Origin of the sequence: Nostoc sp. C052 (assembly GCF_013393905.1) — a bacterium.
Classification (GTDB): Bacteria; Cyanobacteriota; Cyanobacteriia; order Cyanobacteriales; family Nostocaceae; genus Nostoc.
Genome location: NZ_CP040272.1, coordinates 5,622,835 through 5,644,121, shown reverse-complemented (window position 1 = coordinate 5,644,121; position 21,287 = coordinate 5,622,835). Strand labels below are relative to the sequence as shown.

20 protein-coding genes and 1 pseudogene are annotated in these 21,287 nt (G+C 40.6%); 6 read left to right on the top strand and 15 right to left on the bottom strand.

The genetic code is table 11. The annotated features are described in order from the left end of the window. Positions 1-21: 21 nt before the first annotated feature. Positions 22-2,265: a dynamin family protein gene (locus FD723_RS23325; protein ID WP_179067491.1), complete on the top strand. Its 2,244-nt coding sequence runs from the start codon at positions 22-24 to the stop codon at positions 2,263-2,265. A 120-nt stretch (positions 2,266-2,385) separates the two neighbouring features. Here FD723_RS23325 and FD723_RS23320 read toward each other — a convergent pair whose 3' ends face one another. Further along, entirely contained in the window at positions 2,386-3,192 is an 807-nt protein-coding gene (locus FD723_RS23320) for a D-alanyl-D-alanine carboxypeptidase family protein (RefSeq protein WP_179067490.1), read from the bottom strand. A 102-nt stretch (positions 3,193-3,294) separates the two neighbouring features. Here FD723_RS23320 and FD723_RS23315 point away from each other — a divergent pair. Both FD723_RS23315 and rsmH read left to right on the top strand, forming a co-directional pair. After that, positions 3,295-3,651, top strand: a pseudogene (locus tag FD723_RS23315) (AEC family transporter); the annotation flags it as partial. A gap of 83 nt (positions 3,652-3,734) precedes the next feature. Then, positions 3,735-4,619, top strand: a complete 885-nt coding sequence (gene rsmH / locus FD723_RS23310; protein WP_179067489.1) for a 16S rRNA (cytosine(1402)-N(4))-methyltransferase RsmH — start codon at positions 3,735-3,737, stop codon at positions 4,617-4,619. A 44-nt stretch (positions 4,620-4,663) separates the two neighbouring features. On the opposite strand, the gene FD723_RS23305 is transcribed toward rsmH, so the two are convergent. Beyond that, the gene (locus tag FD723_RS23305) at positions 4,664-4,852 is read right to left on the bottom strand and encodes a hypothetical protein (RefSeq protein WP_179067488.1); all 189 of its coding nucleotides are present in this window, start codon (positions 4,850-4,852) and stop codon (positions 4,664-4,666) included. A 127-nt stretch (positions 4,853-4,979) separates the two neighbouring features. Between FD723_RS23305 and FD723_RS23300 the strand changes: the two genes are divergently transcribed. Together FD723_RS23300 and FD723_RS23295 are read left to right on the top strand one after the other, a co-directional pair. Then, positions 4,980-5,357, top strand: a complete 378-nt coding sequence (locus tag FD723_RS23300) for a hypothetical protein (RefSeq protein WP_179067487.1) — start codon at positions 4,980-4,982, stop codon at positions 5,355-5,357. A 451-nt stretch (positions 5,358-5,808) separates the two neighbouring features. After that, complete coding sequence (locus tag FD723_RS23295) at positions 5,809-7,089, top strand: aspartate aminotransferase family protein (protein WP_179067486.1); 1,281 nt, start codon at positions 5,809-5,811, stop codon at positions 7,087-7,089. A gap of 47 nt (positions 7,090-7,136) precedes the next feature. Here the strand turns inward: FD723_RS23295 and FD723_RS23290 are convergent, their stop codons facing one another. From FD723_RS23290 to FD723_RS23230, 13 genes are all read right to left on the bottom strand, one after another. After that, positions 7,137-7,742, bottom strand: coding sequence for a DUF4129 domain-containing protein (locus FD723_RS23290; RefSeq protein ID WP_179067485.1), 606 nt, complete (start codon positions 7,740-7,742; stop codon positions 7,137-7,139). Positions 7,743-7,863: 121 nt separating this feature from the next. Further along, positions 7,864-8,352 (bottom strand): DUF2243 domain-containing protein, encoded by a 489-nt coding sequence (locus tag FD723_RS23285; protein WP_179067484.1) that lies wholly within the window; start codon positions 8,350-8,352, stop codon positions 7,864-7,866. A gap of 147 nt (positions 8,353-8,499) precedes the next feature. Continuing rightward, positions 8,500-8,892: a pentapeptide repeat-containing protein gene (locus FD723_RS23280; protein WP_179067483.1), complete on the bottom strand. Its 393-nt coding sequence runs from the start codon at positions 8,890-8,892 to the stop codon at positions 8,500-8,502. Positions 8,893-8,963: 71 nt separating this feature from the next. Continuing rightward, on the bottom strand, positions 8,964-9,401 hold the full coding sequence (locus FD723_RS23275; RefSeq protein ID WP_179067482.1) for an Rrf2 family transcriptional regulator: 438 nt from the start codon (positions 9,399-9,401) through the stop codon (positions 8,964-8,966). A 386-nt stretch (positions 9,402-9,787) separates the two neighbouring features. Next, positions 9,788-10,075: a CRISPR-associated endonuclease Cas2 gene (gene cas2 / locus FD723_RS23270; RefSeq protein ID WP_179067481.1), complete on the bottom strand. Its 288-nt coding sequence runs from the start codon at positions 10,073-10,075 to the stop codon at positions 9,788-9,790. A 46-nt stretch (positions 10,076-10,121) separates the two neighbouring features. Continuing rightward, positions 10,122-11,126, bottom strand: coding sequence for a type I-D CRISPR-associated endonuclease Cas1d (gene cas1d, locus FD723_RS23265; RefSeq protein ID WP_179067480.1), 1,005 nt, complete (start codon positions 11,124-11,126; stop codon positions 10,122-10,124). 59 nt (positions 11,127-11,185) lie between these two features. Next, a complete protein-coding gene (gene cas4 / locus FD723_RS23260; protein WP_179067479.1) occupies positions 11,186-11,779 on the bottom strand; it encodes a CRISPR-associated protein Cas4 in 594 nt (197 codons plus the stop codon). Between the two features lie 31 nt (positions 11,780-11,810). Then, positions 11,811-12,677, bottom strand: a complete 867-nt coding sequence (cas6, locus tag FD723_RS23255; protein WP_179067478.1) for a CRISPR-associated endoribonuclease Cas6 — start codon at positions 12,675-12,677, stop codon at positions 11,811-11,813. Continuing rightward, positions 12,667-13,287 (bottom strand): 2OG-Fe(II) oxygenase, encoded by a 621-nt coding sequence (locus tag FD723_RS23250; RefSeq protein WP_179067477.1) that lies wholly within the window; start codon positions 13,285-13,287, stop codon positions 12,667-12,669. The genes cas6 and FD723_RS23250 overlap by 11 nt, the downstream gene beginning before the upstream one ends. A 79-nt stretch (positions 13,288-13,366) precedes the next feature. Continuing rightward, on the bottom strand, positions 13,367-15,643 hold the full coding sequence (cas3, locus tag FD723_RS23245; RefSeq protein ID WP_179067476.1) for a type I-D CRISPR-associated helicase Cas3': 2,277 nt from the start codon (positions 15,641-15,643) through the stop codon (positions 13,367-13,369). Further along, a complete protein-coding gene (gene cas5d, locus FD723_RS23240; protein WP_179067475.1) occupies positions 15,636-16,394 on the bottom strand; it encodes a type I-D CRISPR-associated protein Cas5/Csc1 in 759 nt (252 codons plus the stop codon). The genes cas3 and cas5d overlap by 8 nt, the downstream gene beginning before the upstream one ends. Before the next feature lie 3 nt (positions 16,395-16,397). Beyond that, positions 16,398-17,432: a type I-D CRISPR-associated protein Cas7/Csc2 gene (gene cas7d, locus FD723_RS23235; protein ID WP_179067474.1), complete on the bottom strand. Its 1,035-nt coding sequence runs from the start codon at positions 17,430-17,432 to the stop codon at positions 16,398-16,400. Positions 17,433-17,452: 20 nt separating this feature from the next. After that, positions 17,453-20,149, bottom strand: coding sequence for a CRISPR-associated protein Csc3 (locus tag FD723_RS23230; protein WP_179067473.1), 2,697 nt, complete (start codon positions 20,147-20,149; stop codon positions 17,453-17,455). A gap of 182 nt (positions 20,150-20,331) precedes the next feature. Here FD723_RS23230 and FD723_RS23225 point away from each other — a divergent pair, with 182 nt between their 5' ends. After that, positions 20,332-21,195, top strand: coding sequence for a YafY family protein (locus FD723_RS23225; protein WP_179067472.1), 864 nt, complete (start codon positions 20,332-20,334; stop codon positions 21,193-21,195). The last annotated feature ends 92 nt before the right edge of the window (positions 21,196-21,287 follow it).

Genomic DNA, 21,287 nt, shown 5'->3' with positions numbered 1-21,287 from the left:
AACGAGGAAGATAGGGGAACTATGCAACAACAGTATGAAGGTTATAAAGATTTAGCCGATTCTCTAAAATCTGCATCTGCATTACTTAATTTAGAACGCAAATCGCAACTGCATCAAGATATAATTACCATCTGCAATCATTTAGTTAACCCTAGCTTTCGGATTGCGGTATTTGGGCCTTTTAATCATGGCAAGTCTACCTTGCTGAATGCCATGCTAGGGAATCGCACCTTACCAATTGATTTAATCCCTACTACAGGCGCATCGATTTCTGTCAAGTATGGCTCTGATGTGCGAAGTCGCATCATGTTGGTAGATGGTACAGAAATCTATCGCAGTGGCACAGAAGTTTTACAGCAATTTGCAATTCTGGATGGTAATAGGCAGATGCGAAAAGATGTAGCATCTGTAGAAGTTTTTTGTCCCCATCCCTTTTTGGAAACAGGTGTAGAATTTCTCGATTTACCGGGAACAAATGATCGAGATGAACAAGATAATTTAGTTAGAGAACAACTTTTAGGTGCAGATTTAGTTATCCAATTATTAGATGCACGTAAGTTAATGACTTTGGGGGAGCGGGAAAACTTACGAGATTGGCTATTAGATCGCGGTATTAAAACAGTTATATTTGTTGCTAATTTTCTGAACTTACTCGAACCCGACGAACAAAAACAAGTCCAAAATCGCCTGCTGTTTGTTGCAGAAAGCTTTCGAGCCGAATTACCTCCAGGTTTTAGTAATTTATATCGTGTTGATGCTTTACCAGCCTTAAGAGCCAGATTAAAAGGCGATGTTGCGGCTGCCAATAGTAGCGGTTTAGCAGCTTTTGAAACAGCTTTGCAAAATATTGTCGGGATTTTGCAACCAAATCGTGGTAGTGTGCGTTTGCCCAGAGTGGAAGCGATCGCTTCTCAAATCCAATTCTCATTAAAAGCTAAAATTGACCCGATTGCTATTGAAATCAAATCTTTTGATGATAAACAAAATACTAAAATTGAAATTAAACAAAAAGCAGCCGACTTAATTTATAAAGGTTTTATTACTAGCGTGGGAGAGTTACGCGATTGGCTAGCATTACCTAAGTTACTCACAAAATATCAAGCTGATGCAGCAGTGGCATTGGCAGAGAATAACTTTAAAAATTGGCAAACAAATATTCTTAAAAAAGACCTGACTCAGTTGCAATTTGCTGTGGTGAAATGGCTTTATCAAGCTTACGACTTTTTTCAAGAAGAACGACCACAAGATTTATTAATTCGCTTTCCTAGTGAACCACAAGTAATACTACCGCCAAAGCCAAGTAATACTGATGATTTGAGTGAACCTGGTTCCATCGCTGTTGGTGGTGGTATTGGTTGGTTTTTAGGCGGCCCAGTGGGTGCTGCTGTCGTTGGGAGTATTTCTTATTTGCTAAACAAGAATATCCAAAAACAAGACGATCAATTAGCAAAGGAATCTTATCATCAGGAAGTTGCTAAACTTTGTATAACTGCGGTTGAAGATTATTTATCTAATTTTAGTAGTCAAGGGTTATCAATTTTAGATGAATATGAACAAAACGTTGATAAAGTAATTTGTTTTGAAGTCAGTCAAGAACCACTAGAATTTACTAATAAGCGGGAAAGTTTGCAGCAATTACAAAACGGTTTTAATCATTTGCTACAAGAGTTAGAAAAGGTAAAAATACTCTCAAATTATCAACCTTATAAAGAAATACCCAAATCCAACAACACTAAGAGAAAATATTCGCCACAGCCAAAGAGAGTTGAAACTTCCTCTAAAAAAGATACTGGTGTTAAGCAACAACAGGAAAATCCCGCTAAGAATACTGAGACAAGGGTAAAATCTGTTTCTCCACCACCGCCAAAAGCTTCTCCCTCTCCACGGAAAGAAGAGGTAGAGGCGAAATTTCGTGATTGGGAACTCAATGAGGAAATAGCGCGAATGAAAGCAGAGATGCATAACCCTAAGGATTGTCGTCAGACATCACCTGGTTCTCAAACTGGCAAACAGCAAAATTCAACTCAAAGCGACAAAACACCCAACCAACCCAAAACCCAGACGGAAAAGGATAAAATCACTCGCGCCTACGGCATTTTAGGATTGCAAACAAATGCTTCTTTGGCTGAGGTAAAGCAGGCTTATCGAACCTTAGTAAAAAAATGGCATCCAGATTTGTTTGTGAATCAGCCGCAACTGCTAAAACAAGCACAAGAGAAAATGCATTTAGTTAATGATGCTTACACAATTTTGAGTGATAAATGAACAACTAGTACCGCAAGGCGGAATTCAAAATTCAAAATTCAAAATTCAAAATGAATGCAGCGTAAGCGTTTCATCGATTTTGAATGGGTGGTTTATTTACGCCATGTTGTACTAGTTCTATTAAGGTATTTTAGCGGGTTTCAAATTTCTGGCTTTGTAGAACATTTCTAAACTATTGCGATCGCCTACAAAACGCCAGTGCCAAGGCTCATAACTCACACCTTGAATATTATCTTTGGGAAAAGACATTTCAAAGCTGAAACGTGCGGCATTTGCTTGCATCCACTGATAAGCCTTGGTATTGTCAAAGTTGGTTTGGAGATTAGTGGCTGGCACTGTTCCGTCTCCAATATCAACAGCATAACCTGTGTGATGTTCGCTATGACCAGGAGGAGCGCTGAGGGCAGCTCGTTCTGCTGGCGTTTGATTTCGTTGGGCACCGACGCCAAAAAACAACTGCTCCTGATCTTTGACTGAGCGAAAACCAGAAATTGGTACTAAAATTACCCCTGCACTCCGCGCTGCTGCTACCATCTCCTCAAATTTTTGGGCAGCAGCTTTTCGCATTCTAATGCCCCTATTTGCGGAGATGGTTACTAGTTCTGACTCAGGCGCTTCTGGGTAGGGAAAATGCCCTAACACAGTATCACTGGAATTATTAGATGCTATTGGGGTTGGAGTTGTAGGAGCAGAAGGAACTGGTAAAGCTTGAGAATCAGCGGTTTTTTTGGGTGCAGTGACGAAAAACAAAAAACCGCTAATTAAAGCCAGCAAGACAAATCCCATTACTCCCCCAATCAGCACAATTCGGGGTTGCAACCAAATTTTCGGTGTTGCATCAGGGGTATCGCGTACTGCCACTGGAATATCATCACCAAGGTCATTTGATGAGTTTTGCGGTTTTCCAGAAAACCCTGCCTTATTCAAGGGTAAACTCCTGTTTTTGTGGGATAGCCATAACAGATTTTGCACTGGACAAAAGTAAACGTAACAGGTAGCATTTTACATCTGTGGTTTTTAGGCGCAAACTTGACAAACCTTTTAGAACTATATGTCAAGCTAGGAGGATTAGTCCTGGTAAGTTTTATTCTGGGACGCAAACTACCTGTGACAGTTCCTACACGTTTAGGACAGTTCCTATTTTGGGTGGGAGTACTCATAAGCATAGTATCCTTTTTACGTCAATCTAGCTTGTCAGGGCAAATTTGGATTGCACCTGCGTAGGCGCAGCCTGTCGTAGACATCGCTTACCTAGCCATTTTACTCGGAGAATTTTTAGCTTAGTTAAGGATTAAAGGACAAGCATATTTTAAAAATACTGTCCTCCAAGCACCTATTCAGGCTAGCTTGATATTAGCTGCAATGTTGGATAATACAGGTTATCTTGTGCGGCACCCTGCATGAACGCGGCTACACAAACAAAAGAATAGATAATTAAAGTTGATCTGTGGTTTTTTGCCCTAAGTCTCATGAATCGTCAGCTAGCTATTGAAGAACCGATATTTTCCCATCTACCAGTGTTACCACAGGAAGTAATTGCAGGTTTAGCGGTATCTCCAGGAGGTCATTATCTTGATACGACGGTAGGCGGTGGTGGTCACAGTCGCCTAATTTTAGAAGCTTATGGAGATGTGCGGGTGAAGGCGATTGACCAAGATGAGGATGCTTTAGCAGCAGCGAGAAAAGAATTAGCTGAGTTTGGCGATCGCATACAATTTATCCATAGCAATTTTGCTGACTACGAATTTCCCCCCAACACTTTCGATGGTATTTTAGCCGATTTGGGAGTGAGTTCTTACCATTTAGACCAAGCAGAAAGGGGTTTCAGCTTTCGCCAAGCTGCAAATTTGGATATGCGAATGGATCGGGGGCGATCGCTAACTGCTGCTGATGTGATTAATAATTGGGATGAAGCCGAATTAGCAGATATTTTCTTTAAGTACGGTGAAGAGAGATTATCGCGGCGGATTGCGAGACGGATTGTCGAACGGCGACCGTTGCACACGACTACAGAATTGGCTGAAGCGATCGCTTCTTCTGTTCCTCCCAAATACCGTTATGGGAGAATTCACCCGGCTACCCGTGTTTTTCAAGCTCTGCGAATTGTCGTCAACGATGAGTTAAAATCCCTAGAAACCTTTTTAGATAAAGCCCCAAATGCCCTTGTCCCTGGCGGTAGAATTGTGATTATCAGTTTTCACAGTTTAGAAGACCGCCCGGTGAAGCATGGTTTAAGAAATTCACCTTTATTAAAAATTTTGACAAAAAAGCCGATTACTGCACAAGAAGAGGAAATTAGTAGGAATCCGCGATCGCGATCGGCCAAACTGAGAATAGCCGAAAAACTGCTGTAACTGCAATACAGCCTTAAACTGCTGCTGCATTAGCTCAATTGTTACTACTTACCTTTTTTCTTGTCTAGTGCTTCTTGGATAGCACGTCTACAGAATTCTGGCGGGTCTTCTTGTGCTTTCACCTCTTCCTTCATATCCTTAGTAACCCGGAAACTGAGATTATCGGTTAATTTATCTTCTCTACTTGACGGGGCTGGTTCTAAATTTTGTGGATTACCTTTGGGATTGGGCATTGTTGAGATATATGAATAGCACTTGATTAGAATGTATACATTCCAATAGAGTTTTAATGCGGTAGGTATCATCCCTGGAAAAGTTGTTACCTACCGATACCACTTTTACAAGAGGTAACTCTATTTTATGTTCACGCGTTCCGAGTTAGAAATCAAAACCATCCCAGAATTACGCGACTTAGCCCGTCGATACGGTATTAAGCCTACAGGAAGTGCAGCATACAAAGTCAGCTACATGACTTCTCTGATGGCATTTCCTCAGCTAGCACTCCAGCAAGTGAGGGAAGGAAGGGGATTAAAATCTCCTGGATTTAGCGTCATTCAATTTTTTGAAGGGGTGATAGATGAAATAAATTCACCCACAGATGAGCAAGCAGCACTGATCAAAATAACCTTGGAAGGTAGGAAAATGGCTTACCCCGATCGGTTTGACCAAGAGAAACTGCTGAATTTGCACAAAGCTAAGATGCATCTTGAGATAACTGTTGAGCTACTGAGCCAGTAACATTTTCAATTTATCGCTAAACTCCCTTCATCCCAGAGGGGAGTTTTTTGTACTTATCTCTTATACGTCTGAAGTTGTTCAAGTAATAACCCAAAAACACCCCTGGACTATAGACTTGCGATGCCTATAACAGACCTCTTGCAAAAGTGCCTTTTGCAAGAGGTCGGGAAAGGGGGAAAAGTTAAAGGGGAAAGGAAAATTCTATCCCTTTTCCCTTTAACCCTTACCCTTTACCCGACTTATGCAAGAAGTCTAACGGTCTGCGCCTATGGAAATTACCTGTTGCTCAAGTGTTGAGTACAAAATTTTTTCACCACCGCCAAGCGTTTGAGGTCACATAAGCGTTAGCTTAAGAAGATGTACGAATTGTGCTAAACAAAAAGTAATTTATAGAGATTTCTAGCAAACTAGTAAATAACTATATAATGAAAAACTTTCAGGAGGAGCGGTAGTGAGCCTACAAACTCTCGTTGACCAAGCCACCATCCCCCCAGATTCAGGGTCAGCATCTAGTCCCTTTGAGGTAGATAGCTTTAATGAAGCTGTCATGTCTACCTATGGTCGGTTTCCCTTAGCCCTAGAACGTGGTGCTGGATGCCGAGTTTGGGATACGCAGGGACAAGAATATCTGGATTTTGTGGCGGGAATTGCCACTTGTACTTTAGGACATGCCCATCCAGCGATGGTAGAAGCGGTGACACGCCAAATCCAGAAGTTGCACCATGTCTCTAATTTGTACTATATTCCTGAGCAAGGTGAATTGGCAAAATGGCTTGTCAATCATTCCTGTGCCGATCGCGTATTTTTCTGCAATTCTGGGGCTGAAGCTAACGAAGCTGCAATTAAATTAGCTCGAAAATATGCCCACACAGTATTAGACATTGAAAAACCAATTATTCTCACCGCCAATGCCAGTTTCCACGGACGGACTTTGGCAACCATTACCGCTACGGGACAACCGAAGTATCAAAAGTACTTTGACCCATTGGTTCCTGGGTTCCACTACGTAAATTACAACGATATTAACGCTGTGGAAGTGGCGATTAGTGAGTTGGATGAAGGCGATTATCGGGTAGCGGCAATTCTAATCGAGCCATTGCAGGGAGAAGGCGGTGTACGTCCAGGAGATGTTGCCTACTTCAAAAAACTCCGGCAGATTTGCGACGAAACTGGCATTTTATTGATTTTTGATGAAGTGCAAGTTGGTATGGGGCGCAGTGGCAAATTATGGGGTTACGAACATCTCGGCGTTGAACCGGATATTTTCACCAGTGCCAAAGGCTTAGGTGGCGGTATCCCTATCGGTGCAATGATGAGCAAGAAATTCTGCGACGTTTTTCAACCAGGGGAACACGCTAGCACCTTTGGCGGAAATCCTTTTGTGTGTGGTGTAGCACTTGCTGTTTGCCAGACATTAGAACGGGAAAATATTTTGCAGAATGTGCAAGATAGAGGTGAGCAGTTGCGAGATGGATTGAGAGCGATCGCAGCCAAATATCCTCAACACATTAGCGAAGTTCGGGGTTGGGGTTTAATCAACGGTTTGGAGTTGCGAGCCGACATTGCCCTAACCGCAGGCGATGTCGTCAACGCTGCCATCAAAGAGGGCCTATTACTAGTACCAGCCGGGCCCAAAGTAGTCCGGTTTGTGCCACCGCTAATTGTCACAGAGGCGGAAGTAAACACTGCCTTGCAATCTGTAGACAAGGCGATCGCGGTTCTCACCAAATAGAATATTGTTTGTTTTGTGTAGAGACGTTGCAATGCAACGTCTCTTTTTCATTCTGGGGAAATTTCCCGATAAGCTTGCCGGCACTGCTCATAATTGTCTGGCAAAATATCGGCATTACCAAAACATAATTGCTCGTGAGTGGTAATTAAAGTTTCATAAGGCTGTATAGGAGTCACAGATGATCGCAGTAATTGCAGATATTCTCCATCTGTACGGCTGAGTTTGTGAGGTGCGATCGCCTTTTGATGTAATTGCTGCAACATTGCTAAATAAATACAACGACAAGCTTCACGGTAGTTACCTTCACGGTAAAATTCTTGCGATCGCTCCAACAAAAGGGCTATGGATAACTCACTAGAGGGAGTTTTGACGCGAAAATCAATAAGATTTCCAGTTTTATTGAGCCAAGAATATATATAAGGACTGAATTCTTGCCATAATCGCCAACACACCCAAGCGATAAATAAGCCCAGTACCAGCCAAAACAGGAATTTCAGCAACTCAGCAAGCCAAGGGCTAATCGACCATCCAGTAGGCAATTCTGGCAAAGCTTGCTCAAAGCGGTAAAACTGATATTCCCACCATTCACCCGCTTGTTGTTGGAATTGAGATAACTGCCAATTCCAGCTAGTTTTTTCAAAAGTTTCTGTCATAGGGGGACTGGGGACTGGGGATTGGGGACTGGGACTGGGGTAGTAGGGGAGAAGCAAGAGAGCAGGGAGAAGAATTTTCCCCTCCGTCCCCTGCACCCTGCCTCTTTTCAATGCCCAATGACTAATGACTAATGACTCTTGACTCCTTTTTTATCATTATCCAGCCGATAACAACAAGTAGGGCACCGAATGCAAGAAATCCTAGATCCCAAACTAACTGATTTGGGCCTGATTTCACGTGATGGATACCGAGAATTTGGTGGTCAATTAAACCTTCAACTAAGTCGAATAACCCTGTTCCAATCAGTATCGATCCAATAAAAGTCTGTGATGACCAAGGAACATCATCACGCCCTCCAGCACGCCATAGTAACACAAGTCCGACCACGGTAAATACCCAATTCACAGTATGAAATAACCCATCCCACACTATGTTCAAATCTATATTTGCCTTGTTGGTCAGAGGTCGAATGTTACTGAGCATGTGATGCCACTGGAGGATCTGATGCAGTAAAATCCCATCAATAAACCCTCCAATACCCACACCTAGAAAAATTCCAGCAGTAATCAGTGGTGCGCGTCGGTTGAAGGTTTCACTTTTCGCCTCCATTGTCAACCTCATAGATAGGCTTTTTTACAAAAATACAACTCCTTGAGGAGAAATATCTTCTATCTTGAGGCAAGTAAAATCATTCAATTTACGGCGTTTTTCAAGTAATTGAACTACACCATTTACTTGAAAAATGCTGTAAATTAATCAATCTTCAGATTTAATCTGCATACCCGCCTTCACTGGATCGAAATCTTGAGGAAAATGGGTGTTGCGATCGTAGTCTGCTTTTTCCAGGTTCGCTCCTTTGAGAGAGGCTTGGCGGAGATTCGCTGACATCAATAATGCTCCCCGAAGATCGGCATCTTTCAAATTCGCTTGACCCAGATCGGCAAAACTCAAATCAGTTCCCCTCAAATTAGCGCTACTCAGGTTAGCTTCACTCAAGTCAGCATAACTAAGGTCAGATCCTTTCAAGTTAATGCTTTGCAAGTCAGCATTACCTAGTTCTGCTTTACTAAAGTTTCGTTTTCCGGCTGCATAATTCTCCACAAGAGTAGCGGTACTATTGATGGGCTGCTGAGAATTGACTTCAGGCATATAACAGGGTTATGGCTTATCTCGTTATTACTTTCATACTCAGGATGAGAATACTCTGATTTCATCCTTACCTAAATGTAATACATTAGTTCCTTCTGTTCTCGGATTGCTCTTCGATCGCAAAGGTCTTGGAGTGTATATTTTTCCAAAACAGAGTTAGCAGCCTGACGTGCTTCCTGCCAGACTTCCTGAATTAGCTCACCTTCTACCGTGTTGGGAGTCGGCTCACAAGGAGAGACAACAATATCTGACCCTTCCATGCAGCTAAAAGCATCAAACACTGTAATCTTTGAAGGATCTCGTGCCAAAACATAGCCACCTTTGGCTCCGCGTATACTTTTAATCAATCCTCCACGTCTTAATGTTGCTAGGAGTTGTTCTAAATAGCGGTTCGGTATATCTTGCAATGCCGCTATTTCTCGAATTTGCAGGGCTTCACCCTTAGGGTAGCAGGTTGCCAACTCTAACAGGGCTAAAAGCGCGTATTCTGATTTATTAGAGATTACCACAGGCGTAAGATTTTAAACTGATACCTAAAAATACAAAGTGTTGAAGTCTGTTTCCTTAAGCTAATGCTAAGAAAACTTTACAATTCACCTATTGTCGACCGGCTAACTCTACTTTAAAGACCTTTTAGGATAGAAGCAAATACTTTTTTTTTTAAATTCAATAAATAAAAGTGATTGACTATTATACCGTTTTCATAGCTGAAAAGTGAGTTAATAGCTTAGTGTATCTAGCCTTCAACCCACTTTTAATCAGCATTTCAGAGATTGTGCGGATGAGGATTATGCAATTAATGGAGTGAAATACTAGCTGGAGTTATGATAAAAGCACTTTTTTGGGGCTGTGGAATTTTTACACTTACTCTTTGGTGCATTTGAGAGACAGGAAGCTAAGTAGAAGGGGATTCAGCAAAGAAAATTGTTTCGTCTCGTGGCTGTTCTCCGCCAATACGTTCGACTTTTCGCTGACAACAGCCACATAGAAAATAAAAGCGAACGCTGTCAGTGTCGGGTTTTATTAATTTAGATAAACGCGATCGCAATTTAGCATACTGAGTGGAAGTGATATCGCATTCAAACACACTCAACTGCATCCATTGTCCGTAAGACTTGAGAATTGAATGAATTTTAGTCCGACGCTTATCTTCTGGAATGTCGTAGCTGACAACAATATACATGGAGGGAGTAGAAAGTAAGGAATGGGGAATGGGAAGAAATTACAAGTTATTTGAGAATTAAAGGGGGATATTTCTCGATTTCGTTCATGAGGTACTTACTCAATAACCTCGCCTGAATTTCAAAGGCTTCCTGGTAGGTGCATTTGTTTCCCATAACTGGATGCTTGAAATTCGATTGTTTCTTTTGTTCGTAGGCGCGAAGAAATGTATGCAGTCCTTCTTTGGTTAAAGACACAGCACCACTGAGCGGTTCGGTGGTAAAGTCAGTTAGGGTTAGCGATCGCTTGTTAATCAGCGACAACACTACAGCATCCACTATTAAAGGACGAAATTCTTCCATCAAGTCTAAGGCTAGGGAAGGTCTACCATAACGCTCGACGTGTAAGTATCCTAGATAGGGATCGAAGCCAACAATATTTAAAGCACTTTGCACATCATGACGTAGCAATGAATACCCAAAACTCAGTAGGGCATTAACTGGATCGGTTGGTGGGCGGCGGCGTCTGGCTTCAAATTGAAATTCTGAGGTTTTGATTAGCTGTTGAAAACAACCAAAATAGGCTGCGCTACCAGCACCTTCTAAGCCTCTAAGGGAATCAATATTGTTAGTTTTTTCGATTGGTGCGATCGCGTTTTCCAATCGAGTGATGTTATTATTTAGGTCAATATCAGGATGTTCTCGCTGAGTGCGGAGTAGGCTATGACGGTAATTTTTTAATTTCCCCCGCACAAATCCTCTAACTAAATGTATTGCTGGTTGTGATTCTCCCACAGCTTGCCATTGGGCTTTACGAACAAAGATATTTTTGGTAACTTCTGGTTCTAAACGCCCTAAATATCGTCCGCTTTGTGTGAGGAAAGTTAAACAAATGTGACGATCTAAAAGTTCATTGACGACGGCGGGAGAAATAGTAGCCCGTCCAAGTACTACAATTCCCTCTATTTTAATTAAAGGGATATCTAAGATTGTTTTTTGTTCGGCTTTTACGGTGAGACGTTCGTCAATTTTACCGATAAAAGCATCGATTTGTGTTACGTAAACTGTTCCCATTTTTGATGATTACTAGTAATATTTTGTGCTTGGGTAAATAAAAGTTGCCAAAGTATGATTTAATATACTTCTTGATAACTTTTGACTTTATCAGTTGCTTTGGGCAAACATTGCGAATAAAGACTGCATCCTTGGCAGCGTTTGCTGTAAACTGGTTTTGGCATTGCTCCTGTTTCTAGGAGATTTGTGACAGATTCAATAGTTGCGATCGCACTTTGTCGTAACTCTTGATTTATCTCTACTAATTGCCGTTGATGAGAGTGGGCATAATAGATATATCCAGTAGTAACAGGTTGTCCTGTCATCTCTTCTAAACATAAGGCTTGGGCACAAACTTGCAACTCATCGTTATCCCATTCGCCTTTGCGTCCTCGTTTGTATTCTACTGGATAAACTTGACCAGATTCGGCTTCAATTAAATCAGATTTGCCAATGAGTTTATATTGCTCCGACTTCAGCCAAATTGCTCGAATTTGCCAAGTTTCTCCTCGCTGCACATCGCTTGTAGTGTGGACGCGATCGTGCAAACTTGTACCTTCAATTGTGTATTGATTATCGGTAAACTCGCCTGCACAAAACATTCGCCAACACCGATGCGGACAATAAGCATATTGATTCAATGCCGCAATATAAATATATTCAGTTTGATTCATAACTTAGATGGTTTTTAAATGATTATTAGAATTATGGAGAATATAGCCGTCGTGTCATTCCCATTCCCATAGTTGTTTTGCGACCAATTCCTGCATACAAAGCAAAATCAGCTAAAGCATTAAGTTGCTTAATTTGTATGGGTTCAATTTGTCCCAAAATCTTGTAGTTAACTTCGCCAATAATGCCAATAAATTTGCTGCGGGAATCAGCTAATATTTCTGTATGAATGTTGACAAATGAGGGAAATATTGACTCGATCGCAATCTGAGTAAATTCTATGCCACTGTATTTATTCCATCGTGAAAGTAGCGAATTGAAAACAGATTCTCTGGTAGGAAGGGTACTGTCATACTGTCCTTGACGGAAGGCGGTAGGTGTTGAGAAGCTAAGGTTAATGGAAGAATTGCGTAGGCGTAGCCCGTCGCAGACATCGCTAGCTTCTTCGTATAATTGAGCGTAAGTACTGGCATTTGCCCAAGGTTGAATAGATTGGGGTGTGCCTTGAATGCTGGTAATATACAAGTCAGCCGGGCCAAGATGCCAAGGGCGATTGGGATTAAGATTTAGCCAAAGTTGGGTAAGTTTGCCAAATAGAGTGTCATCTAATAAAGAGATGCGCCACCAACAAGGTGTTCCGGCGGGAATGGGTTGTTGATGTGAGTATTGCAATTTAGATCCACCTTTACCTCCCTTCAAAAGGGGAGAGTTTGTATTACTAATTTGTAAAGGGGAGAGGGTGAAAGCTTTATCTGCGGTGGAATCGTGCAAGCGATCGCCTAATGTGGTATCTACAGAACTAACAAGGGTTAAAAATAAGGCGTGGAGATGTCTACCTGTAAGATACTGTGGTGGAATAGGTGATTGAGGTAGCAAATTCAACACTAAACTATGAGGCATACTTTCTCTTTTTGGTTGTAGACTGAGTGCTTCTTGACTCTACAGTAAACTCAGGGATTTCCTGGAGTTCAGTATCACTCAAACTATACTGCTCACAAACTAAACTTAGGCGATTTCCTGGGGTTTTGACAGCATTAACCGAATGAGTTAAATCACCTTGAAAATAAACTAAAGTATTGAATTGTGGCTTAATTTGCCCAAGTTGGCGTTTGTGCGATCGCAATACCAGTTCTCCCCCTTCCATATCTGCCGGTACGCGCACATAAAGCACACTCACAACCGCTGGCGGTTCAATGGTTTTGCTGTAGGAACGCAGAGAGCGATCGATATGCGGATCGACGCGGGAGCCTTCTTTTAGCTGTAAAGGATTGAGGTAAAAAGCATTACAATTGGGCTGGAGAGCCAAATCGAGGTAAGGCTTGAAGTAGGGAAACTGCTGTTCTACTTTTGGTAATCCAGAGCGCTGAAATACTACAGAAAATCCTTTAGTGGCGACAAAATCGCGGTTGAGGTTGTTGATAGCAAAGTAAGGACAAGCTTGGATTTCTCCCCACAAGTTGTTTAGGTAATCGCTGGGGAAGGCGTTGGTTTGTTGTTGATAGTGTTTCACGATGGGTGTGAGAGAAATATACTTATAAATCGATGTTCTACAAATTCTCGCACCATTGGTGCGAGAATTTAATTACTTATCACACAATAAAAACCTCATCATCTGGAAGACGTAATTGTTTAAACTTCATTGCCATTGTTAAAATTCCTGACAAGCCTGTAAAGAATCTATATTCTTTCTCCATATCATTACAAACGATGGTTATTGGATAAGAAATAATTCCTTGCTTGTTTAATTGAAAAATAACAGCAGCATTTGTTCTGGGGCAAATAATTACTCCTGGTAAAAGATGCCTATTCAAAGATTCTATTCCGTCTGTGGGTCGTGTTCCTCCTCCAAGAGTGCGGATAATTTTACAATTTCTAAAAGCTGTTAGTTTGTTCAACTCTGTACTGATAAATTCTTGCCAGTTATCAGTGTAGCGTAATTCAAAACTCAATTGATAAGTTTCAGTAGCACGACTGGTGACTTCAATACAATCACCATTTTGGACAAATTCGTAATAGCGTAATAGGTGGAAAGGATCTAGTTTTGTTTCCTCCGATTCATCTAGAATAAAACCATGAGGGTCACGAATGGAAAGACTTTCAAACAGACTAGAGCGAAAACTAAATAAAGGTGCATAGCTTGTACTAAAAACTTCAGCAAATTCTTTTAACTCAGCTAGTGCCTCTTCATCTTTGTTAAATAAATCTACGTATTCGTCTAAAGTTGTACGTCCAGCTTGTAAGTCATCCCAATCTTCAGAAAATTTAGCTTTGATAAAAGTTTTAACAAAAGCCTGACCACCTTTGATATACTTCCAATCTTTTTTGATTTCTTTGGGAGTTTTTTTCGCAATAGTTTCAGCGCCTCGTAAAAGCTTCATTCTGTAGCGATAATCATCCCAAGTTCTGTTTCCTTCAAAAATTGATTTTAGAGTATTGAATAACTCCAAAATCAATTTTTCCTCAGCTAAACCTTCAAGCATTTCTTCCAATTCCAACAAGGGACGGGCAATTTCTAGAAATGCTTCTGAACGCCAGTAAGCTTTTAAAAAAGGCTTATCTAAACAGGGAAGTGTTTCAAGTAGGTCTTTTAGCGCTGTACGCCCTCCAGTAGTATCTAGAGAGGTTAAACCTTCTTCCCAAGCATTAGCAGGTAAGTAAGCAATAGCTTCTGAATCAATATTAGTTTCAGATTTACCCAAAACACGCCCTACTCTACCAATTCTCTGCCAAAATGCAGCGCGATCGCGTGCTGAAAAAATCAACCAATCTAAATTTTGCCGTTTCGGTTGAGGATGTCTTTCAAAGTTAAATCCTACATCTACAGTGCTAGTAGCCAAAATAATTTGACACTGCATAGCCCTTTCTCTATCTTTTTTGGGTGCAGGGCCAGTTATACGCCCGATGTCATCACCAAGTCCTTGTTGACGAAGTAAATCTGAGAGACGATTAATATTATCAAGAGAGTCAAGAATTACAGCACCATTTTCATCAGGTCTTTCTCGAAAACGTTGGACAATTTCTACTGCTAACTCTGCTAACCACTCTTCCTTACTATCTGGTTTTGGCCTTAATTCTAGATTAACTGCTGTTTGTGATGGTAAAAGGTTATTATTACCAGCTTCTCCATCAATTCTTGCTATCTTCACACCAGCCTGTTTTAAATTCTGCAATGCTAATTCGCAAGCTGGTTCTGGTGTTGCTGTTAGCAAAACTACTTTGCGTCCATCCTGAAAAAAGCGAAAAACTTGAGAATAAGCAAGATAAAACAGCATTCCTACTAGCTGTTTAGCATCGTAGAGGTGAAATTCATCAAAAATGACTGTTGAAAATTTTGTGTAAAAACTACTGGCAATATTACCTCTATCCAAGTTGTTATAGGCAAAGAAAGTTGCATAGTAAAAGATATCAGGATTTGTGACTAAAATGATGGGTGTATTAGCCCCAACATCAGGAAAAACTGTAGCTGGATTCCGTAATACGTTATACAGCTTTTCCCCTGAACGACTGCCAACTTTATCGTTAGACCAGCTTTTAATGTCTTTAGCAGAAGCAGATTTGACGACATGACGTAAGTTAGCATCACTAACAAACTTTTTTGCTGCTTCTGTTTGCTGTTCAATTAAAGCATTAGTTGGAGCAATGTAAACAGCACTTTTATTTGGCTGATGTTTTAATACTGTTAGTCCTGCGTTGGTTTTACCTGTACCAGTTGGTGCTAAATCAAGGATAATATCTGCATCCTTAGATTGTTCAAACACATCTAATTGATGTTGAAGTGCATTCCTGATGAAAGATATTTTATCTGGCGATGCACAAGCTGAAATACTGCGCGGTTCTAATCTGATAACTAATCTTTGATTACTCATTGTTACTTTCTCTACCGCAAAAATGTAACCCTGCTGGTACAATTATTTCCCCAACTTGCCAAGCAGCACCCCGAAAACGCAGATTTTTAATGATGGGTGCAGGAGGAATAGAAATTAAATCGAATGCTAAAGCCTCTATTTGCTGTGGTAAATCAGCCGCATTTAGATAATGTTGACTTTGATATTCACCTTCTGCTAGTAAAGTCACAGGAAATTCATTAAGCACATTCACTCTGACTTTGCTCATGAATTTACCAAGGCGAATATAATTTGGTAATTGATTATTTCCAAATACCAAAGTTTGAAATTTGTTTCTGCGTTCAATCATCCGCAGTCTTCCGGTTTGCGGAAAATTACTTGGTCTAAATGAACTAGGTTTTTTACCTTGGCGTTGTAATGGTAAATCTTCCCGCGCCGTAGCAACACGGTTATTAGTCATTGCATACCAGTAAGAATCAGAAAGAGCATTGAAACGTTCAAATCTGAATGTCACTCTACCTACTGGTGAAGCTGGTAAGATATAAAAATCTTGTGCGATTGGTTGTAAATCTTCTTTGTAGGTTGGTCGTCCGGTAGCCTGACCTTGGAGGCGATAGGGGGAATTTACTCTACCTAAAGCATAGGTAAGAGCATAATTCCCAATTACACCCTCAGTGTAATAGGTATCAGACAACTCCCTAGAGGCAAAAAAGACTGGTTCAAGACAGTATAATTCAACAAGTTTTGCCTGCTGAAAAGGAATTGTTGACATAACCTAAATCTCTACTTCAACTGGTGTATTTTTGCCTTTGCTTTTACCTTTACCTTTGTTTTTCTCAGGTGCAACCTGACGGAAGGATTCATAGGATTGCGTTAAACGCTTGAGAAAATTATCACGTTCATCTGGTGACCAATTAGTTTCTACGTCAGTCAGCAAATTGGCTAATTCTTCTTCAGATAACTGCACAGAAACCCCTCTCTTATTTTTCCAATTAGCAATTACTTGTTTGCTGGCTGTAATTAATTGATTAATATTCAAAGGGTGTTCTAAAGGCTTACCTAAGACATCATAAGTAGCTTGTACAAGTTCTAGAGAACTAGGAAGTTCGGTAATACTACCAAATACACCTAATATCTCATTTTCCATACGTCCAACACGACTGGAAACTGCACCATAACGACTTGTGAACAGAATGTTACCGATGATATACCGCAGTTCATCCGCAGTTACATCTTTTAGGGTGACGACATCCAGAAAATGCACGCCTGGTTTGATGTATTCGCTGGTATTTAAAGCTGTTGAGGCGTTACCTTTTTCATCGCGCATTGTGCCAGTTTCGTAGATGGCATTTATTGTGCGATCGCCTACAACATCACTAGCAGGTAAAATACTAAAAGCATCTTCAGTCCAAATCCGGCTTTTTTGAGCGCCACCCCCACCAGCCGCGAAGCCGTAGAGGAAACAATCTACACACATTTCACAAGGTGCATTAGTATTTAAAGAACAAAGAGAACCATCTTTAGGGTTAGTGTATAAAAGCTCATGCGCTCTTAAATGTTCTCGTCCGTAGCGTCTTTCTGGTGCTACTTGTTTACGCTTAGTCATTACCAAACGTTGAATTATAGTTTTTTGATTTTCACCCTCTAAACCAGCTTGGACAAATTCGCTACACATTGGCTCACCTGAACCTTCTGTGCGAAAGATAGTTTCAGAATGGGTTGTCCTTAAAACAACTAAAGTAATAAAACGTCCTTTGGGGAAGTTCTCATAACTTGTTGCTAGAACCGAGGAAAGTTTTGAAATGGACATGATGACAAACTCCTAATTATTTAAACAGTTGTAGTTGTTTCGACAGAATCATCTTCAGATTGACTTTTAAGTTGTTTACGTGCTTCCTCAAGGAAGAATAAATAAGCAGCTTCTAAAGTTTTTTGGTCAGATAAAAACTTTTCAGGACGTGCCGAATAAACCTCCTCATATAGTTTTTGTAATACATCGTAATAACGCTTAACTTGATCCAACTTTGTTGCACCTACACGATATTCACGATTAATTCGGTCTAGACGAGTGTAATATTGCTGCACTAAGGCAGCAAAAATTATCTCTAAATCCAGATGGGATTTTTGAGAACGAATAGCAGCAATAAAGGCTGTAAAAGGTTCTGCTTGAGCAGTTCTTGTAAAAGAACTTCCCTTCAGGTTTCCTTGTGCTGCAATTTGAGCAGCTTCTTTGAGATACTTAGTTAAAAGCGAGGTTTCATTTGGCATAAGATTCTCCAACAAAGTATTTAACGGTTCACAAATGCGACTCCAAATAACACTCAAGTTTGGTTCGTCTTGTTCTCGCAGAGTCCAACGTAGCAAGACATAATAAAGTTCAATTGGTCTGACACAAGCACGAGCCAAATCATACAAACAATCATCAGCTTTCTGAATACTTGCAACAGATGTTGCTAGTTTGCCAATGCAACGTAGTCGCTCAAGAATTTTTTCTGCATCTTGGCGCTGTTGATATTGTCCATTTCCTAATAAAGTTTGCAGTGCAGAAGGAATTCCCTCTATTCGTCCGTAAACATCACTAAATAACTCCACCTCTAGATTGCTACTCAAGGTAAAAGGAAAGCCAATATCTAAAGACAAGGAAATTTCTAAAGCAAGCCTCAGTGACTTTAGTAAAGCTAAAGAATTATTAACATCTCCCCAAAGTAAAGGAATAATGACAGATGTATGAACAAAATCAGGACGCTTTGGTAATGCTAAACCAACTACTTTATTAGCTTTAAATTCAAGTTGGTTATCTCTATACAATTTAAATTCATCAATAGTGACAGTACCACCTTCAGCATTTGTCGTTGCAAGTTGTTTTAAAAGTCCACGCCAAATTCTCAATAGTTCTGGAGCAGAACCTTTAGGTAATGCTAAGTGCAAATAAAGCGGGTCTTGTTTTTTAACAGCAGGAAAGTTTGCCCCAACTGCCATTAATTGGTAAGCTAAAGCTGCAATTGAATCTGCTTGTCTTTTCGGTTCAGCACTGATACCACCCGGTAAGCGATTAGAAAAAGCTTGTACTTTTGTCCCAGGAGGCATATTATCTGAAATTAGCTCATCTATATCAGTAGAAGTAGAACCTAAAGAGCATCTTTGTCTGGGATTTGCTTCTACATAAGCATTTAAATCATCGACTCCATTTAACCGAATGGCAAAAGGTAAATTTACCATTCGGCTAACGGCTGCAATCATTTCTTCAGATACTTCTGTTTCTTCAGATATTTGTGTACTTTCCTTTCTTAGTTGAAAAGATTCTTGTAGAGCTTCTTTAATACCCTCAATTCCTTTAACAGCAGCTTTAGCAGCAAATAAAGGTCGCCCATATTGACCATTAAACGGCTCAATTGCAATACGCTGAAGTTCCGATATACCCGTATGATGAGCGATTTTATCCCAAACTTCTTTAGGGCTTAATCCGGCTTCACGGTAACTAAGGTAAGCTGCTTTTAAACCTTCAGATATGGCAAACTCTTCCGCATTACTTACAGGTAATAACTGAAGTTCAGCCGCTTTTATTAGTGCATCTGCACCAGCCGCTTCACCCCACTTAGTTACATCTTTAGCAATCTTGTCTGATTTGTATCCAGCTTTTTTCCTTTCTAAAAGAGCCTCAACATTTACCAAAACTTCCTCAATATTTTGTTGGATGGCTTGATGAGAAACCTTAATACCATCTTTAGTAGCTCTGACAAGTCTTTCGATATTATTTCCAAAAACTTGGTCAATTTTACTTTGCCAAACAGCAGCTATTTCTTTTGTCAAATCTACATTTGCTAAAGCTTCACCTTCAAAAAGTTCGCCATCAGGGAAAATTGCTAAAGGATTTAACCCATACTTTTGCAAAACCTCTTCGCAAGCACCGAGCAATAGGGCTGTAATATAGCCTTTGTCTTCAGAAATGCTAATTCTAAAAAGGTTACAGCTTCGCCCAAAAGCAACGGTTAATTCTTTTTCCAGTTTGCGAAAACGTTGTGCATCTGGAATTCCTAAATCAAATAAGTCCGCAGCTGTAAGCATCGCCGCCCAACGTTCAATATTTGGGTCTTCTGGTAAAAATCTTGCCCCATCGCTGACGTTATGACCTGAATGGCGCTCAATTAGCTTTCTGACTAACTCCAAATCATCTTGTGAGACAACAAAGCCAAGTACACAAGCCTTTTCTAGTTGTTCTCGTAAAAATTCCTGATTTCTCGCCAGGGTTTTAACATTGTGTCCTTGAGTATCTAATTTATTCAGGTCATGTACAGCAGTTGCAGCTAGTAGCAAAGGTCTTTTATTTTCTGGGACATCTGCGATTCGGCTAACTGTCAAAATGAACTGACACGCAGAATCCAGGTGTTCTGCAAGGGTTGTACCCGTTCTCACGCCGTACTGATGATGATGTGCATGATTTTCGTAAAGCTGGGGGCGAATTTCACTGAAATAAATCTCCTCCAAAGACTTAGGAGGATTATTCAAAAGCCGACTACGCTTGGACATATAAAGATACTCCAATCCAAAATCGAGTCTAGGTTGCAAGGTCAACTTTTGAGATGAGTACTTATACTGAGATAACCTGACAAACTCAAGTTATGTCACTGCACTTTTTTGCAACTAGACTATTTATAATTACATCTATGAATATGGCACAAGTAAATTAAAAGTGCAAGTACATTTTGTCAATGCCCAGAAAAAAAGAAACGATTACACTGTCAATTCCGCCAGGAACTAAGGAACAACTAGAAGCGATCGCTCGCCAACTCAATATCAATTGGGGCAAAGAACCGAGTATTTCGGGCTTAATAGTGGCGATCGCCCAACAATCTGTAGAGGTCGGAAAGCCTTTCACACTTGACCTTAACCAAGTTAACGCCTTACAGCAGGCAATAAAAGCCTTAAACGATGCAGGTCATATAGGAGAAGCACAAACTGTACTTGCACTTTTGCTAGAACGGGGCAATCTTGAAGCACCTCTTCGTCAATTGCTGATGAAACAACTTAGTCAACCTATCCAAGAATGGCGAAATACGATAGAAGAACTAAGTAAAGCTAAACAGCCTTTTTACATACTCTATTCCAACTCTCAAGGTCAGGAATTAGATTACAAAGTTCGTCACGCTGAGGTGCGCTTTTTTGAGAAACGCTTTTATCTCATGATTTGGTGCGAAGAGACAGCAGACGTAGAAAACGATATCCCAGAATTACCCGAACTTTGGCACAATCGTTGCTTAAGCTTTGAGCGAATTAAGTCTGTTGTCCCAACAAGTGGTGATTGGCGGGGTGAACTTGATTACGTAAAAGTGCAATTACACTTTCGGGGTTGGCTAGCTAAAGCCTATCAACCGAAAGAAGATGATATTGAGGATGACATGATTAATGATGTGCGTCAGGTGGTGCGGCGAGTAGCTAATCCCTTCTGGCTGATTCGAGAAGTATCGCGATATTGGGAAGATTGCGTGATTGTATCACCTGAGAGTCTGCGCGATCGCCTTAAACAAAAACTCCTCACCTTATGCCAGTTATACGATATCGAAACCAGGAGTTAAGTCTTGTGGGATAAACATCTTGCCTAATATAGGCTAGAACCTCTGAAAATAAATCGGTTCGGCAAGGCAGAAATCCTCACACCCGATCAAAT